The 15,025-nt window shown below is 70.1% G+C and carries 19 protein-coding genes and 1 tRNA gene; 17 read left to right on the top strand and 3 right to left on the bottom strand.

Annotation, left to right across the window (positions count from 1 at the left end; translation table 11 throughout):
• The first annotated feature begins 50 nt into the window (after positions 1–50).
• The 6 genes from ACFOWB_RS01940 (at position 51) to ACFOWB_RS01965 (ending at position 2,612) form a co-directional block, all read left to right on the top strand.
• Positions 51–209: a hypothetical protein gene (locus ACFOWB_RS01940; RefSeq protein WP_378145378.1), complete on the top strand. Its 159-nt coding sequence runs from the start codon at positions 51–53 to the stop codon at positions 207–209.
• A 41-nt stretch (positions 210–250) separates the two neighbouring features.
• Positions 251–565 carry an HK97 family phage prohead protease gene (locus ACFOWB_RS01945; protein ID WP_261405768.1) on the top strand — a complete coding sequence of 105 codons (315 nt, stop codon included), beginning with the start codon at positions 251–253 and terminating at the stop codon, positions 563–565.
• Entirely contained in the window at positions 472–1,764 is a 1,293-nt protein-coding gene (locus tag ACFOWB_RS01950) for a Mu-like prophage major head subunit gpT family protein (protein ID WP_261401569.1), read from the top strand. Before ACFOWB_RS01945 ends, ACFOWB_RS01950 begins: the two co-directional genes overlap by 94 nt.
• Positions 1,761–2,012 (top strand): phage head-tail joining protein, encoded by a 252-nt coding sequence (locus ACFOWB_RS01955; protein ID WP_261401568.1) that lies wholly within the window; start codon positions 1,761–1,763, stop codon positions 2,010–2,012. Before ACFOWB_RS01950 ends, ACFOWB_RS01955 begins: the two co-directional genes overlap by 4 nt.
• Positions 2,005–2,334 (top strand): DUF2190 family protein, encoded by a 330-nt coding sequence (locus ACFOWB_RS01960; protein WP_261401567.1) that lies wholly within the window; start codon positions 2,005–2,007, stop codon positions 2,332–2,334. The genes ACFOWB_RS01955 and ACFOWB_RS01960 overlap by 8 nt, the downstream gene beginning before the upstream one ends.
• Positions 2,335–2,441: 107 nt before the next feature.
• Complete coding sequence (locus ACFOWB_RS01965) at positions 2,442–2,612, top strand: hypothetical protein (RefSeq protein ID WP_261401566.1); 171 nt, start codon at positions 2,442–2,444, stop codon at positions 2,610–2,612.
• On the opposite strand, the gene ACFOWB_RS01970 is transcribed toward ACFOWB_RS01965, so the two are convergent.
• Both ACFOWB_RS01970 and ACFOWB_RS01975 read right to left on the bottom strand, forming a co-directional pair.
• Positions 2,609–3,886, bottom strand: a complete 1,278-nt coding sequence (locus tag ACFOWB_RS01970; RefSeq protein WP_378145381.1) for a DUF6538 domain-containing protein — start codon at positions 3,884–3,886, stop codon at positions 2,609–2,611. The two genes, ACFOWB_RS01965 and ACFOWB_RS01970, sit on opposite strands and share 4 nt — an antisense overlap.
• Before the next feature lie 128 nt (positions 3,887–4,014).
• A tRNA-Ser gene (locus ACFOWB_RS01975) sits at positions 4,015–4,104 on the bottom strand.
• A 183-nt stretch (positions 4,105–4,287) separates the two neighbouring features.
• Here ACFOWB_RS01975 and ACFOWB_RS01980 point away from each other — a divergent pair.
• From ACFOWB_RS01980 to ACFOWB_RS02010, 7 genes are all read left to right on the top strand, one after another.
• Positions 4,288–4,587 carry a hypothetical protein gene (locus ACFOWB_RS01980; RefSeq protein ID WP_378145383.1) on the top strand — a complete coding sequence of 100 codons (300 nt, stop codon included), beginning with the start codon at positions 4,288–4,290 and terminating at the stop codon, positions 4,585–4,587.
• Positions 4,588–4,646: 59 nt separating this feature from the next.
• Positions 4,647–5,303 carry a peptide-methionine (S)-S-oxide reductase MsrA gene (msrA, locus tag ACFOWB_RS01985; RefSeq protein ID WP_261401563.1) on the top strand — a complete coding sequence of 219 codons (657 nt, stop codon included), beginning with the start codon at positions 4,647–4,649 and terminating at the stop codon, positions 5,301–5,303.
• An 87-nt stretch (positions 5,304–5,390) separates the two neighbouring features.
• Entirely contained in the window at positions 5,391–6,038 is a 648-nt protein-coding gene (locus tag ACFOWB_RS01990; RefSeq protein WP_261405767.1) for a TIGR00645 family protein, read from the top strand.
• Between the two features lie 131 nt (positions 6,039–6,169).
• Entirely contained in the window at positions 6,170–6,937 is a 768-nt protein-coding gene (locus tag ACFOWB_RS01995) for a chorismate mutase (protein ID WP_261401562.1), read from the top strand.
• A 66-nt stretch (positions 6,938–7,003) separates the two neighbouring features.
• Positions 7,004–8,113, top strand: a complete 1,110-nt coding sequence (locus tag ACFOWB_RS02000) for a pyridoxal phosphate-dependent aminotransferase (RefSeq protein ID WP_261405766.1) — start codon at positions 7,004–7,006, stop codon at positions 8,111–8,113.
• Complete coding sequence (locus ACFOWB_RS02005) at positions 8,106–9,038, top strand: prephenate/arogenate dehydrogenase family protein (protein WP_378145386.1); 933 nt, start codon at positions 8,106–8,108, stop codon at positions 9,036–9,038. Before ACFOWB_RS02000 ends, ACFOWB_RS02005 begins: the two co-directional genes overlap by 8 nt.
• Before the next feature lie 70 nt (positions 9,039–9,108).
• Positions 9,109–9,681 (top strand): septation protein A, encoded by a 573-nt coding sequence (locus ACFOWB_RS02010; RefSeq protein WP_261401561.1) that lies wholly within the window; start codon positions 9,109–9,111, stop codon positions 9,679–9,681.
• Here ACFOWB_RS02010 and mdoH read toward each other — a convergent pair.
• Positions 9,660–11,588: a glucans biosynthesis glucosyltransferase MdoH gene (gene mdoH, locus ACFOWB_RS02015; RefSeq protein ID WP_378145388.1), complete on the bottom strand. Its 1,929-nt coding sequence runs from the start codon at positions 11,586–11,588 to the stop codon at positions 9,660–9,662. The genes ACFOWB_RS02010 and mdoH overlap by 22 nt on opposite strands.
• Before the next feature lie 107 nt (positions 11,589–11,695).
• Here mdoH and ACFOWB_RS02020 point away from each other — a divergent pair, with 107 nt between their 5' ends.
• Genes ACFOWB_RS02020 through ACFOWB_RS02035 form a run of 4 tightly spaced genes read left to right on the top strand, consistent with a single transcriptional unit; the run spans position 11,696 to position 15,016 of the window.
• Complete coding sequence (locus ACFOWB_RS02020) at positions 11,696–12,697, top strand: zinc-dependent alcohol dehydrogenase (RefSeq protein WP_378145390.1); 1,002 nt, start codon at positions 11,696–11,698, stop codon at positions 12,695–12,697.
• Between the two features lie 18 nt (positions 12,698–12,715).
• Positions 12,716–13,126, top strand: a complete 411-nt coding sequence (locus ACFOWB_RS02025; protein ID WP_261401558.1) for a 6-pyruvoyl trahydropterin synthase family protein — start codon at positions 12,716–12,718, stop codon at positions 13,124–13,126.
• Positions 13,119–14,180 carry a glycosyltransferase gene (locus ACFOWB_RS02030; protein ID WP_378145392.1) on the top strand — a complete coding sequence of 354 codons (1,062 nt, stop codon included), beginning with the start codon at positions 13,119–13,121 and terminating at the stop codon, positions 14,178–14,180. The genes ACFOWB_RS02025 and ACFOWB_RS02030 overlap by 8 nt, the downstream gene beginning before the upstream one ends.
• A complete protein-coding gene (locus tag ACFOWB_RS02035) occupies positions 14,177–15,016 on the top strand; it encodes a class I SAM-dependent methyltransferase (protein ID WP_261401555.1) in 840 nt (279 codons plus the stop codon). Before ACFOWB_RS02030 ends, ACFOWB_RS02035 begins: the two co-directional genes overlap by 4 nt.
• Positions 15,017–15,025: the final 9 nt, after the last annotated feature.

The following is a 15,025-nucleotide window of genomic DNA, read 5'->3' on the forward strand; positions in this document are numbered from 1 at the left end:
TGATCGTCCGTCGCGGCTCGTTCGGCCCGTCCACGTTCGACGCAGACGCCATGACCGTCGAGGCGACGATCACGGCCTTCGCGGACGTGCAGCGGCGCGACGCGCGCGGCGCGTTCGTCGAGCGCTATCCCCGACCGGGTTGGACACAGCGAACCTTGTCGGCGCGCCGCTCTTGGACGGCCACCGGCAGGGCGGAAGCCGTGACGTGATCGGCGTCGTGCAAGCGCTTCGGCACGAGCCCGGCCGCCTTGTGGCGGTCCTCCGCCTCTCGACCGCAGACGACGCCGCCCCGGCCGTCACCCGCATCCGGGAAGGCACGCTTCGCGGCGTCTCTGTCGGCTACCGGGTCGCCTCATGGCGCGAGAGCGTCGAGAGCGGCCACCGCATCCGTACCGCCGTGTCTTGGGCGGTCTTTGAAGTCAGCGCGGTCCCTGTGGCCGCTGATCCCGCAGCGAGCTTAGGAGCAAGGCCATGGAGCCCGAGAACGAGACCGAAACTGTCGAGCGCGAGAACATCGAGTCCCCGCTGGTTGTCACGCAACGCGCCGATGGCGCTTACAATGTGAGCCTCCGCGACGGCTTCGATCCGGCCAGCTTCGACTTCGCCGCCTTCCTCGAACAGAAATACGGCGCGGAGCGCGAGGAAATTCGTCGGCGCTCGCGCCAGACGCCTCGCATCCGCACGGCCGCGCCCGAGGCCGATCCCGCGATCCAGCGCCGGGCGATGGAAGACGCCCTTAGCGTCCGCTCCGGCGTGGCGCTCGACGACGCCCGTGCGGAGGCCGCCCGGCCGTTCCTGGGCTATTCGCTCCGGGACTTCGCCCGGGCCTCGCTGGAGGCGCGCGGCGTCTCGACGGTCGGCATGGACCCGGACGCGCTGTTTCGCGCCGCGCTCCACACCACGACCGACTTCCCGCAGCTTCTCACGGGCGCGGGCCGCCGGACGCTGCTGGCGTCCTACACGGCTGCCGCGTCGGTCCTAAAGACGCTTGCGCGGCAGGGCTCGCGTGTGGACTTCCGCACCGGCTCGGCGCTCCGCCTCGGGGAAATCGGCGCGCTTCAGAAGGTAAGCGAGTCCGGGGAGATCAAGCACGTCTCCCGCTCGGAAGCCGTCGAGAGCTACGCGCTCGACACCTACGGCGCGCTGTTCACGATCAGCCGCAAGGCGCTCATCAATGACGACCTCGGGGCGTTCAATGATTGGGCGACGGCCGCCGGGCAGGCCGCCGCTCAGACCGAAGCTGCGCTTCTGTGGGGGCTGCTGTCGCAGTCCAACGGCGCGGGTCCCGTCATGGGCGACGCGCAGCGGCTCTTCCATGCCGACCACGGCAACCTTCTGACGGGGGCGGCGCTGAGTGTCGAGGCGCTGTCCGACGCCCGGCTCGCCATGCGGAACCAGATCGGACTCGATGGCAAGACCCGCATCGCGGTCACGCCCCGCTATCTCGTGGTCGGTCCCGAGTTGGAGACGCAGGCCGAAAAGGTGCTCGCGTCGATCTACGCGGCCACGACCGCCGACGTGAATCCCTTCAGCCAGAAGCTCGCGCTCTTGGTCGAGCCGAGGATCACGGACGGCTCGTGGTTCGTGTTCGCCGACCCGGCCTCTGCGCCGATCCTCGAATACAGCTACCTGTCGTCGGCTCCCGGGCCGCAGATGTCCGAGCGCGAGGGCTGGGAAGTGCTCAGCCGCGAGTTCCGGGTCGTGCTCGACTTCGGCGCGGGCGCGCTCGACTGGCGCGGCGCGGTCCGGAACCCGGGGCCGTGAACGTACCCGACGAACAGTCCGCCGCCGACCGACTGAAGCGGCTCCAGTGCGCCCGGCGGGACATGGAAGAGGCCCGGTACTCCGGCGCGCGCCGGGTCCGGGACCAGAACGGCGAAGAGATTGAGTTCCGGTCCGACGCCGAACTTGCCCGCGCCATGGTCGCGCTGGACCGCGAGATCGCGGCCATAACCGGCCGCACCCGCAACGCTTTCACCTTCAGAACCTCGAAAGGGCTCGACCATGCGTAACCACGTCCAGAAGGGCGAGAACATCACGATCCCCAGCCCCGCCGTCGTCGCCTCCGGCGACCTCGTGGTGGTCGGCGCGCTGTATGGCGTGGCCGCTGGCGATGCGGAGACCGGGGCCGACCTCGACCTCGTCACCGTTGGTGTCTTCGACCTGCCGAAGGTCTCCGCGCTGGCGATCAACGCGGGCGACAAAGTCTATTACGACTCCACGGCGAAGCTCGTCAGCAAGACCGCCTCCGGCAACACCTACATCGGCGTTGCTGTGACGGCGGCCGTTAACCCTTCCGCCACGGTCAATGTCCGGTTGAACGGGGCGTTTTAGTCAAGTCTCTGGCGCGGATTTATTTCCGCGCTATGCTTGCACCGTCTCCCCGACAAGCCCCCATCAACCTGCCGTTTCGCCTCCGGGCGACGCGGGAAAGGTGCGTCATGACTGCTGAAGAGATCGAAGAGCTTCGCGACATCGTGGCCGAATACACGGCCACGAACCCGTTGCTTGTGCCGGTGTTCGAGGCGTTCGAGCGCGACCTAGCCGAAGCCCGCAAGCGTGAGGCGGCAATCCGCCTTGCCCGGCGGCTCTCCGCACCAGCGCTGATCTAGAGGGCGATCTTCTTGAGCAGCGCCGCCCGGTGCTCCAGCGCGCCGCCCTCGCCGTAGCGCTCCCGTCCCCCCAGGCTGTGGCCCATGAGGTCGCGGCGGATGCGTTCGTCTATCCCGGCCGTGAGCATGCGGTCCTCAAACGAGTGTCGGAGGCTGTAGAGCGAATGTTTGGGCGTCTGCTTCAGCCCATTGTCGGCAAGGAAGGCGTTCACGGTCGCGCTGATCTTGTCCTTGCCCGCGTAGGTCGGGAAGCCGCCCGGGCAGGCCCGGAATGCTTCCAGCGACACGCCCGTGAGAGGAATGAGCCGCTTGCTGGTCTCGTTCTTCAACTGCCGCCCTACGGGCTCAATCGAGATGTGCGGCGTCTTCCCCTCCAGCCGGATATGCTCGCGCAGCAGCCCCGCGCCCTCGCTCGGGCGATAGCCGGTGTTGACCATTCCCAGCACGATCGTGCGAGCTTCCGTGTTGAGGCCGTCGAGCGCGCCGGGCTTCAGCAGGCGGGTCTTGATCCACTCGACGTCGAAGGGCGGCCGGGCGCGTCGCTCGCCTTCTTTGAAGGACAGATCGGAGAGCGGCAGCACGAGTCCCAGCCGCTTCATCTTGTTGACCGTGCGCCAGACGACCGCGAGATGCGTGAGGTCTTTGTTGGCGCTGTTCGCCGTGAGGCCGCCCGTCTCCAGCCGTTCAAGCCACCACTGGCGGAAGTCGAGCATGTCGTCTCCCGTGATGTCCGCGAGGGCCTTGTCTCCGATCTGCGCGACGAAGTTGGCCGTGGCCTTCTTCAGTGGGTTTTCCCAGCGCCGCAGTTGGTCCGCCGACTTGCCGAGCGTCTTGTCCTTCGCCAGCATCCAGTAGAGATCGAGCGCCTTCGTCACCGTGATCTTCGCCTCGGGCACGCCGCCAAGCAGCGCCGCCGCCGCGAGCGGGTCCGGTTCGCCGTTCACGATCGTGGCCCGCACGCGCCGGGCGCGCTCTTCCAGCGGCAGGGCCGCCACGCGATCGGCGGGGAGGAAGTTGAAGCCGAGATGGCCCGCGAGGTCGCGAGCGGCTTCGAAGCGCCGTTCGGCGTCGGAGTACTGCCCCTTAAGGCGGGCTTCCCAGCCTTCTACGAGATGCGACCACACGGCCGCCGCCTTGCGCTCCGCGACGCTGCGGGAATCAGTCTTCAGGCTCTTCAGGACATGCTTGCGCGGCTCGACGGACTCGAACCGCTTCGGGACGCGCCGATAGAGCGACCATCCGCCATTGCGGAGAACGATGATGTCCTGAGCCATCGCGTGTACCTCGTTTTGTACGACGCAATGTATTGCGAAAACGCGCTGAGGGTAAACGCCCCAGCGTTACCGAGGGTTAATTCGGTAATAAAATCAGCAATTTATGCTGCGGTCGGAATAGGAATATATGGCGGAGGGAGCGGGATTCGAACCCGCGATACGGTTTCCCGTATACACACTTTCCAGGCGTGCGCCTTCAACCACTCGGCCACCCCTCCGGAGCCGCTCGACCTAGCAAACCGCGTTGCGCCGGACAAGTGCGGGAACGCGGCGAAACATCAAAGGCCGCAGGGCGACGACGAAGCATTGCCCTCGCCCGGCCGGCGTCGCATCCTCCGGGCCGCCGGCCCAAAGGGGCGGCGCCTCGCCAAACGCCCCTCCCGACACCATGTGACGCCTTCATGATCCGCTTCCTGTTCCGTCTGCTTGGCTTTCTCGTTCTTGCCGCCGGTTTCGTGGCGTTGGTGATCGACGGCACCCGCGCCATCGCCTCCGGGGCGGTCGCCTTCACGGCGACCGAGACGAGCTGGGCCGCGGCCTCGCCCGAGACGCTCGCCAGCCTGCGGCAGTCGGCGGGCATGGCGCAGGCGCCGGTCGACTGGATCCTCGCGCAGCCGACCTGCGCGGTGCTCGCGGTGATCGGCGTCGTGTTCATGCTGATCGGCCGCCGCAGACGCCGCCGCGTCGGCGTCGCGCCGTAACGCCGGAGCCCTCGGCGGCGTATCAGGGGAAGATCCATTTCCAGCCAAGGAGACGCCCGATGTTCGGATTCCTCCGCAAGTCCCTCGAACTGCCGACGCGCGAGGAGGCCCTGCCGGGCCGCGACGCGCCGCTTCCCACCGCCGAGCGCCACCACGTCAACGGCTCGCTTCTGAAGGGCCCGCACCCGGACGGCGCCGAGATCGCGATGTTCGGCCTCGGCTGCTTCTGGGGCGCCGAGCGCGCGTTCTGGCAGGCGCCGGGCGTGATCTCGACCGCGGTCGGCTACGCCGGCGGCTTCACGCCGAACCCGACCTATGAGGAGGTCTGCTCCGGCCGCACCGGCCACAACGAGGTGGTGCGCGTGGTGTTCGATCCGGCGAAGACCTCCTACGAGGCGCTGCTGAAGCTGTTCTTCGAGAGCCACAACCCGACGCAGGGCATGCGCCAGGGCAACGACATGGGCACCCAGTACCGTTCGGGCGTCTACGTCTTCGACGACGCGCAGCGACGCGCGGCCGAGGAGACGGCCGCCCGCTACGGCGAGGCGCTCGAAGCCCGCGGCCTCGATGCGGTGACGACCGAGATCCTCGACGCGCCCGAGTTCTACTTCGCCGAGGGCTACCACCAGCAGTATCTCGCCAAGAACCCCGGCGGCTATTGCGGCCTCGGGGGCACGGGCGTCGCGTGCCCGATCCCGACCGGCGTCGCGGCCTAAGGACCAGGCCGCGACTTTTAGACAATCAGCGGCCTGCGGCCGTCGGGCGCCTTGCCCGGCGGCTCGCGCCGTGTCATGCGGCTTTCCATGGCACAGGCGCGCAAGAGCAACGTCTTCGAACGCAAGCTGGAGCGGGGGCTGTTCGCCAGCCGCTGGCTGATGGCGCCGTTCTATGTCGGCCTCGTGGTCGGCCTGGTCGTCCTGCTGCTGAAGTTCGCGCAGGAGCTGCTGCACTTCATCGAGCGCGTCTTCGTCGCGACCGAGAGCGAGACGATCCTCGGCATCCTGTCGCTGATCGACCTGTCGCTGACGGCGAACCTCGTGTTGCTGGTGATCTTCTCGGGCTACGAGAACTTCGTGTCGCGCATGGACCTCGCCGACCAGAGCGAGCGCCCGGAATGGATGGGCAAGATCGACTTCTCGGGCCTGAAGCTGAAGCTTCTCGCCTCGATCGTCGCGATCTCGGCCATCCAGCTCCTCAAGGCCTTCATGGACATCAAGGAGATCGCCGACCGCGATCTCTGGTGGATGGTCGTGGTCCACGCTGTGTTCGTCGCCTCCGGCATCCTGCTTGCGCTCTCCGACTGGGTCAGCGACCACGCGCACTACATCGAGGCGAAGTCGCACGCGCTGCACAAGAAGAACCACACCAAAGAGACCGACGAGGTCGCAGACGAAGACGCGCCGGCGGCCGACGAGAACCACAAGGGTTCGGCTGCGGCCAAGGCGCACTGAACGGCGCCGCGGTCCCTTCGCATTCTTCCGCCATCCGCTTGGCCTTCGCGCCCGCCTTCGTCTATGAAGGCGCGCTTCCCGTCCGGATCGGCAGCTGAAAGGCGCGCGGTCCTCCGCCTGGACCGCAGCGCATGACCGACGCACAGCCCGACACGCTTTCTGAGATCCGCCGCGAGATCGACCGGATCGACGAGGCCATGCACCTGCTGCTCATGGAGCGCGGGGCCGTGATCGACCGTCTGATCGAGATCAAGCGCACGGCCGCCACCGGCTCGGCGTTCCGGCCCCAGCGCGAGGCCGACATGATGCGCCGCCTCGCGGCCCGCCATCAGGGACGCCTGCCGCTCGCCACCGCCGAGCATCTCTGGCGCACCATCATCGCGACCTTCACCCATGTGCAGTCGCCCTTCACCGTCCATGTCGAGCAGGGCTCCGACGCGCTCGGCATGCATGACCTCGCGCGGTTCCACCTCGGCTTCGACGTGCCGCTCGTCGGCCACGGCACGCCGCAGCGGGTGATCCAGGCAGTGGCGGGCTCGACCGGCGACCTCGGCCTCGTGCGCATCTCAGCCGAGCCGGGATCGGCCTGGTGGGAGGCGCTTGGCGGCGAAGGCGGCCCGCAGGTGATGGCGCGGTTGCCGTTCCTGGCGCGCGGAAGCCATCCTGCGCCCGCGCCCGCCCTCGTGGTGGCGCGCCCGCTCGGCGAGGCCGCCGCCTCCGAGACCACCGTCTGGGCGATCGAGCACGAGAGCGAGACCGCGCCCGACGACGGAGCCGAGACGCTCGCGAGCGTGAAGCGCAACGGCCGGCTGCTGCGGCTGGCCGCCGCCCATGGCGAGACGCCCCCGGCCGAACACGCCCGCAGGCTCGGCGGCTACGCCTCGCCGCTCGCCGCCTGACGCGCCGCGCCTCGCGGCGGGACGCACGCCGCAGAAACGATCGACTCCATGACGCTCTCCGAACCGATGACGACCGACACCGCCCCCACCCCTCGCCCCGGCGCGCTCGCGATCGACGCCTATGTGCCCGGCAAGTCCAGGGCGCCGGCGGGCGTGAAGCTGCACAAGCTGTCGTCCAACGAGACCCCGCTCGGCCCGAGCCCCAAGGCGATCGCGGCGTTCCGCGAGGCCGCCGGCTCCCTCGAGATCTATCCGGACGGCAGCTCGAGCGCTCTGCGCGAGGCGATCGCGCGCGCCCACGGCCTGGACCCTGAGCGCATCGTCTGCGGCGCGGGCTCCGACGAGCTGCTGTCGCTGCTCGCCTCGGCCTATCTCGCGCCGGGCGACGAGGGCCTGTTCACCGAGCACGGCTTCCTCGTCTACAAGATCGCGATCCTGGCGGCCGGCGGCGCGCCCGTGGTCGCGCCCGAGACCAACCTCACGACCGACGTCGACGCGCTGCTCGCGCGCGTCACCGACCGGACCCGCATCGTCTACATCGCCAACCCCAACAACCCGACCGGCACCTACCTGCCGTTCGACGAGGTGAAGCGGCTGCACGCCGGGCTGCCGAAGTCGACGCTGCTGGTGCTCGACGCGGCCTATTCCGAATATGTCCGCGCCAACGACTACGCGGCGGGCATCGAGCTCGTCTCGGGGTCGGAGAACGTCGTGATGACGCGCACCTTCTCGAAGGTGTTCGGGCTCGCGAGCCTTCGCATCGGCTGGCTCTACGGACCCGAAGGCGTCGTCGACGCGCTCAACCGCATCCGCGGGCCGTTCAACGTCTCGGGGCCCGCGATCGCGGCGGGCGCGGCGGCGGTCGCCGACCGGGCGCATCTCGACGCCGCGGTCGCGCACAATTCGGAATGGCTCGTGAAGCTCACCGAGGGCGTGCGCGCGCTCGGGCTCGAGGTCGCGCCGTCGGTCGCGAACTTCATCCTGATCCGCTTTCCGAAGGACGCCGGCCGCACGGCCGCGGACGCGGACGCGTTCCTCACCTCGCGCGGCCTCGTGTTGCGCGCCGTCGGGGCCTATGGGCTTCCCGACTGCCTCAGGCTCACCATCGGCTCGGCGGAAGCCAATGAGACCGTGCTTGCGGCGCTCGCCGAGTTCACGGGCAAGTCCCGTGGCTGAACCGATCTTCGAACGCGTCGCGATCATCGGCGTCGGCCTCATCGGCTCGTCGATCGCGCATGCGGCGCGGCGCGGCCGGCTCGCGGCCGAGATCGTGGCCACCGACGCAAGCGCCTCGGTGCGCGCCAGGGCAAGCGACCTCGGCCTGTTCGACGCGGTTCTGGAGACCTCGGCCGAGGCCGTCGCGGAGGCCGACCTCGTGGTCGTCTGCACCCCCGTCGGCGTCTGCGGCGCGGTGGCGGCGGAGGTTGGCCCGAAGCTCAAGGTCGGCGCCGTGCTCACCGACGTCGGCTCGGTGAAGGGCGCGGTGGTGCGCGACATGGGCCCGCACGTTCCCGCCCACGCCGCCTTCATCCCCGGCCACCCGATCGCCGGCACGGAAGACTCCGGACCGGACGCGGGCTTCGCCGAACTCTTCGACGGCCGCTGGGCGATCCTGACGCCGCTGTCTCCCGCCGACGAGGCGGATGTCGCGAAGCTGCGCGGCTTCTGGGAAGGCATGGGCGCGAACGTCGACACGATGAGCGTCGAGCATCACGACCTCGTCTTCGCGATCGTGAGCCACGTGCCGCATCTGATCGCCTACAACATCGTGGGAACGGCGGCCGACCTCGAGGACGTGACCCAGTCGGAGGTCATCAAGTACTCGGCCTCGGGCTTCCGCGACTTCACCCGCATCGCGGCCTCCGACCCGACGATGTGGCGCGACATCTTCCTCAACAATCGCGACGCGGTGCTCGAGATCCTCGGGCGCTTCGTCGAAGACCTGACGGCGCTGCAACGCGCGATCCGCTGGGCGGAAGGCGACAAGCTGTTCGAGCTTTTCACCCGCACCCGCGCGATCCGCCGCGGCATCATCGAGCAGGGCCAGGACACCGCGGCGCCGGATTTCGGCCGCAGGGCGGCGCCAGAGACGAAAGGCTGAGGGCCGCACGCATCGCGCGCGCGGTCATCGGGGTTGATCAGCCCGCCATGCGGGCGCAAAGGAAACGCGCATGACCAAGGCCCTCGACCAGAGTCGCGCCGTCAATCCGCTGCTCAAGCTCGCGCTCGAGCTCGGGCCGCTCGTGGTGTTCTTCGTCGCCAACTCCCGCGGCGGGCTGTTCGTCGGCACCGGCGCCTTCATGGTCGCGACCGTGGTGGCGCTCTCGATCTCCTGGGCGCTCACCCGCCGCATCCCGATCATGCCGCTGGTGTCGGGCGCCGTGGTGCTGGTGTTCGGCGGGCTGACGCTCGCGCTTCAGGACGAGCTCTTCATCAAGCTCAAGCCGACGATCGTGAACCTGCTGTTCGCCGGCGCGCTGTTCGGCGGCGTCGCGTTCAACAAGCCGCTGCTCGCGATCGTGTTCGACCAGGCCTTCGACCTCACCCATCAGGGCTGGATGAAGCTCTCGACCCGCTGGGCGTGGTTCTTCGTGTTCCTCGCCGTGGTCAACGAGGTGGTCTGGCGCACGCAGACCACCGATTTCTGGGTCGCGTTCAAGGTGTGGGGCATCATGCCCATCACCCTGATCTTCGCGATGGCGCAGGCGCCGCTGCTGCAGCGCTACTCGGCCGCCGCCGAGTAGGCCGCGCGCTTGGGCTCCGCGTCGAAGCGGAACGGCGACATCGGCGGGGCGTAACCCGCGCCCGCCGCGTCCTCCGGCCCGGCGCTCACCGCCCGGACCTCGACCGGCGTGTCCATCTCCTCGGGAATCGCCACGAGACGGAAGCGCGGCGCGTCGGCGTCCGGCGCGTCGATCGAGGTCATCACCGTGAAGGGCGCGGCGAAGATATAGGCGATCAGCACGGGGGCGGCCCAGGGCAGCACGTCGGGCGCCGTCAGCCAGAGCGAGACCGCGAGCGCAACGCCGAACAGCGTCGCGGGCCAGAGCAGGCGCATGGCCTCGCTCCACCGCACGCGGCGGCCGTCGCGGTCCTGCGCCTCCCAACCGAGGGGCTTGCGCAGCACGAAGAGCTGCAGCAGGAACGCGGTCACCGAGAATGAGACGATCGGCGCGAACAGCATGCCGAACGTCACCTCGGCCGCGACGCCGGCCGCGAACACGCCCTGCCCGCCATAGCGACGGCTCTCGGCCGGCTGCAGCAGCACGTCGAGATAGCCCATGATCTTGGGCGCGAAGAGCACCAGCATCATCATGACGACGAGCGCGGTGCTGAGCGTCCAGGGGAACGGATCGTCGCCGCCGCCGCCGATCACCACGGGCGGATCCCAGGCCTGGGCGGCGCCTGCGACCATGAACACGATCCAGGCCGGCGCGCCGGCGTACATCAGGATCGCGATCATCAGGTTCACGCGGCCGAGGAACGGCAGGCCGGGCGAGCCGATGAGGCGCAGATACTGCATGTTGCCCTGGCACCAGCGCAGGTTCCGGCGAAGGAACTCCGGCAGCGAGGCGGGGTTGTCCTCCCACGAGCCGCCCTCTTCGGGCAGCACGCGCACCTCGTAGCCGCCCTTTCGCATCAGCACGGCCTCGAAAAGGTCGTGGCTCAGCACCGCGCCCCCGAGCGGGGCGCCGCCCGGCACGGTCGGCAGCCGGCAGTGGTCGCGGAAGGCCGCGATGCGGATGGCGGCGTTGTGGCCCCAGTAAGGGCCGTTGTCCCCGGCCCACCAGGCCGCGCCCATCGTGTAGGAGCGCATGCTGGCGCGCATGCCGAACTGGAAGGCGCGCGCGAAAATCGTGCGGGCCGGCAGACCCACCACGAGACTCTGCAGGATGCCGAGCTTGGGATTGGCCTGCATGACGCGCACGAGCCGCAGAATCGCCTCGCCCGACATGACGCTGTCGGCGTCGAGGGTGATCATCACGTCATAGGCCGCGCCCTGGTCGAGCACGAAGTCGCGGATGTTGCCGGCCTTGAAGCCCTCGTTGGAGGTGCGGCGGCGGTAGGTCACGCGCTCGGGCCGCGCGAGGCTCTCGCGCCAGCGGGAGATCGTGGCCTCCTCCTCGGCGACGGCGTCGGGCTTCTGGCTGTCGCTCAGCACGAAGACGTCGAAGCGCCCGCCCCAGCCGGTCGCGTCGAGGCTGCGCGTCACCGCGTCGAGGCGGCGCACGACGCGGGCGGGATCCTCGTGGCGCACGCACATCACCACCGCGACGCGGGCGTCGATCGGGCTGTCGGCGGGCGTGTCCGCGATGCAGGGCGCGACGACGCGCATCGGGTCCGGGGCGAAGCGCAGAATCGAGAAACCGACGAGCGCGTTCCAGAATCCGATGACGATCCACGGGGCCGAGATCAGGAAGCACCCGAGCATCACGAATTCGGGAATCGTCCAGCCGTCGACCGCCAGCACCGTCCAGAAGGCCGATCCGAGCGCCGCGACTGTCGCGAGCACGAGCGTCGCGAAAATGATTCGACGCGTCCTGAGGGACCACGCCGCCTGCGACCCCGTGGGAGTCGAGTCGGCGGATCGCTCCGCGTCCTCAGGGTCTTCCGGGGAGGACGCAGGCGTAAGATCGAGGCTAGAACGCATGTCACGCTTTCGGTTTGAGCCGGGCCGCTTATGGCGGCTTTCGACGGCGCCCCTATAACACGTCAGGCGGTCGTCCAACCGGCGCGACCCCGCCACCAATTAGGCGCATGCAGGCGAGCGGCAACGGTCCGGGCGGAGGAGCTCCTCGCGCCCTCTGGTATCTCGGCGACGGACGGGTCGAGCTGCGCGACGGCGCAGCCCTCGGCGCGGCCGGCGACGGAGCTGTCGTGCGCGCGCTGTTTTCGGGGGTGAGCCGCGGCACCGAACGCCTCGTGCTCGACGGCCGCGTGCCCGAAAGCGAGCGGCTCCGGATGCGCGCGCCCCGGCAGGAGGGCGACTTTCCCGGACCCGTGAAGTACGGCTACGCCGCGGTCGGCCGGGTCGAGGACGGTCCGCGCGATCTCGTCGGGCGCCTCGTCTTCTGCCTCCATCCGCACGAGGAGGCGTTCGTCGCTCCTCCCGCCGTCCTCCACCTCCTGCCGCACGGCCTGCCGCCCCGGCGCGCGACGCTTGCGGCCAACATGGAGACGAGCCTCAACGCGCTCTGGGACGCAGGCGCCGGCGCCTGCGACCGCATCGTCGTGGTGGGCGGCGGGATCGTGGGCCTCCTCGCCGCCTCGCTCGCCGCGGGTCTTCCTGGCGCGCAGGTGACGGTGGTGGACGTCGACGAACGCCGCCGCGCGATCGCCGAGACGCTGGGCGCGGCCTTCGCGACGCCGGCCGAGGCTCCGCGCGACGCCGACGTCGTGCTTCACACCAGCGCGACCGCCGCGGGCCTCGCCACCGCGCTCGCGGCCGCCGGCGAGGAGGCGGCGGTGGTGGAGATGAGCTGGCACGGCTCCGACGACGTCGCGGCGCCGCTCGGCCGCGCGTTCCATTCCAAGCGCCTGAAGCTGCTGTCGTCGCAGGTGGGGCAGGTGTCGCCGTCGCGCCGGCCGCGCTGGAGCCATCGGCGCAGGCTCGCCGCGGCGCTCGAGCTGCTTGCCGCCGACCCGCGCCTCGACGCGTTGATCGACGTCGAGATCCCCTTTGGCGAGGCGCCGGCGCTGCTGCCCGAGCGTCTCGCGCCCGGCGCAGACGGCCTCGGCGTCGTGCTGACTTACCCTTGAGAGTTCTGGAGTTTTGAGATGTACGCCGTCGAAGTCCGCGACCGCATCATGATCGCCCACAGTCTCAAGGGCGAGGTGTTCGGACCCGCGCAAAAGCTGCATGGCGCGACCTTCGTGGTGGACGTCGCGTTCTTCCGCCAGGAGCTCGACCCGGATTCGATCGTGGTCGACATCGGGCGCGCGACCGAGGAGCTCGCGGCGGCGCTCAAATCCCTGAACTACGCCAATCTCGACGAGGTGGAGGAGCTCAAGGGCAAGCTCACCACCACCGAGTTCCTGAGCCGCCTGATCTTCGACCGCATGGCGGCGGCGCTCAGGGACGGGCGGCTCGGCGCGCATGCCGGCGGGGTGGAGAAGATCCGCGTGACGCTGCAGGAAAGCGACGTCGCGCGAGCCTGGTTCGAGGGGCCGGCAGGCGCGCATGGCTGAGCTCGTCCTCGCCGTCCCGGGCGACATCGCGGCCCCGACCGGCGGTTATCGCTACGACGCCCGGGTGATCGCCGAACTGACAGGCCGCGGACAGGCGGCGCGGGCGCTCTCGCTCCCGGACAACTTCCCGGCGCCGAGCGACGCCTCGATCGCAGGCGCGCTGAAGGCGCTCTCAGGCGTGCCCGCCGAGGCGACGCTCGTGGTCGACGGGCTCGCCTACGGGGCGTTGCCGGCGGAGGGGATCGTCGCGCTCGGCCGTCCGGTCGCGGCGCTCGTCCATCATCCGCTCGCGCTCGAAACCGGCCTGTCGCCGGAAGACGCCGCGCGGCTCGAGGCCTCCGAACGCGCGGCGCTCGCGGCGGCGGCGCTCGTGATCGCGACCAGCGAAGCGACCCGCACGATCCTCGTCGAGCGCTTCGGCCTCGACGGCCGCCGGGTGCGCGTCGCCGAGCCCGGCGTCGATCCCAAGCCCCGCGCCAAGGGCGGCGGCGAGGTTCCCGTGGTGCTCAGCGTCGGAGCCGTGACGCCGCGCAAGAACCACGCGACGCTCGCACGGGCGCTCGCGACGCTCTCCGACCTGCCGTGGCGCTGGGTCGTGGCCGGCGCGCTCGACCGCGCCCCCGCCTGCGCCGACGCCCTGAGGGGAGAGATCGCGTCGCTCGGGATTTCGGACCGGACAGAGCTTCTGGGAGCCGTGGACGAGGCGGGCCTCTCCGCGGTCTTCGACGGCGCGGACGTCTTCGCGTTGCCCTCGCGCTTCGAGGGCTACGGCATGGCGGTCGCCGAGGCGCTGGCGCATGGCCTGCCGGTGATCGCCGGTCGTTGCGAGGCCGCGGCGGCGCTGATGTCCGAGCGCGCCGGGGCGCTGGTCGAGCCCGACGACGTCGACGCGCTAGCGCAGGCGCTGCGGGCGCTGCTCGACAATCCCGGCGCGCGCGCCCGCGCCTCGAACGCGGCCCGCACCCGCGCCGCCCGCCTGCCGCGCTGGTTCCAGTGCGCGGACGTGTTCGAGCACCTCATGGACCGCGGCCTGCCGTCTGCGGCGGCGACGTGAGCGGCTTCGATCCGGACTGGCTCGACCTGCGCGAGCCCGCCGACCACAGATCGTTGGCGAACGAACCGCTGGAGCGCATCGCCGCGCTGTTCGCCGGCCGGGAGACCGTCTCCGTCACGGATCTCGGCGCCGGCTCCGGTTCGCTGCTCCGGGCGCTCAGCCCGCGGCTTGGCCCGAAGCAACGCTGGACGCTGGTCGACGCCGACGAGGGGCTGTTGGCCCACGCCCGCACGCGGCTTTCGAAATGGGCGGACGCCTCGTCCGACGCGGGCGGCCGTCTTCTCCTCCAGAAGACCGCGACCGAAATCGAGGTCATGACGCTCGCCCGGGACCTCTCGGCCGATCCGCTGCCTGCGGCGGCGGCGGAGGCCGATCTCGTGACCGCCTCGGCGTTCTTCGATCTCGCAGGCCATGACTGGACCGAAGCCTTCGTCTCCCGGCTCGCCGCCTCCGGAAAGCCGCTCTACGCGCCGCTGGTCTATGCCGGCGAGAAGCGGTTTTCGCCAGCCCATCGGCTCGACGCGGCGGCGCTCGAGGCCTTCAACCGCCACCAGCTTCGCGACAAGGGTCTGGGACCGGCCATGGGGCCGGGAGCGGCGCTCGGGCTCGCCGAGATCGGTCGAGCGGCGGGGCTCGCCTGCCTCTCCTCGCCAAGCCCGTGGCGCCTCGACGAGGCGGATGAGGCGCTCACGCGACGGCTCGCCAGCGACATGGCGCAGGCGATCGCGGAACTGCCGGACGGACCGGAGCTCGGCGAGTGGCTCGCCTTCCGGCTTGAGCATGCGGCGAGCGGCGTCGGGGTCGCGCATGAGGATCTGCTGCTGCAGCCGGGATAGGCGCAGCGC

It is taken from the genome of Chenggangzhangella methanolivorans (genome assembly GCF_042648545.1).
GTDB classification, from domain to species: domain Bacteria; phylum Pseudomonadota; class Alphaproteobacteria; order Rhizobiales; family Methylopilaceae; genus Methylopila; species Methylopila methanolivorans.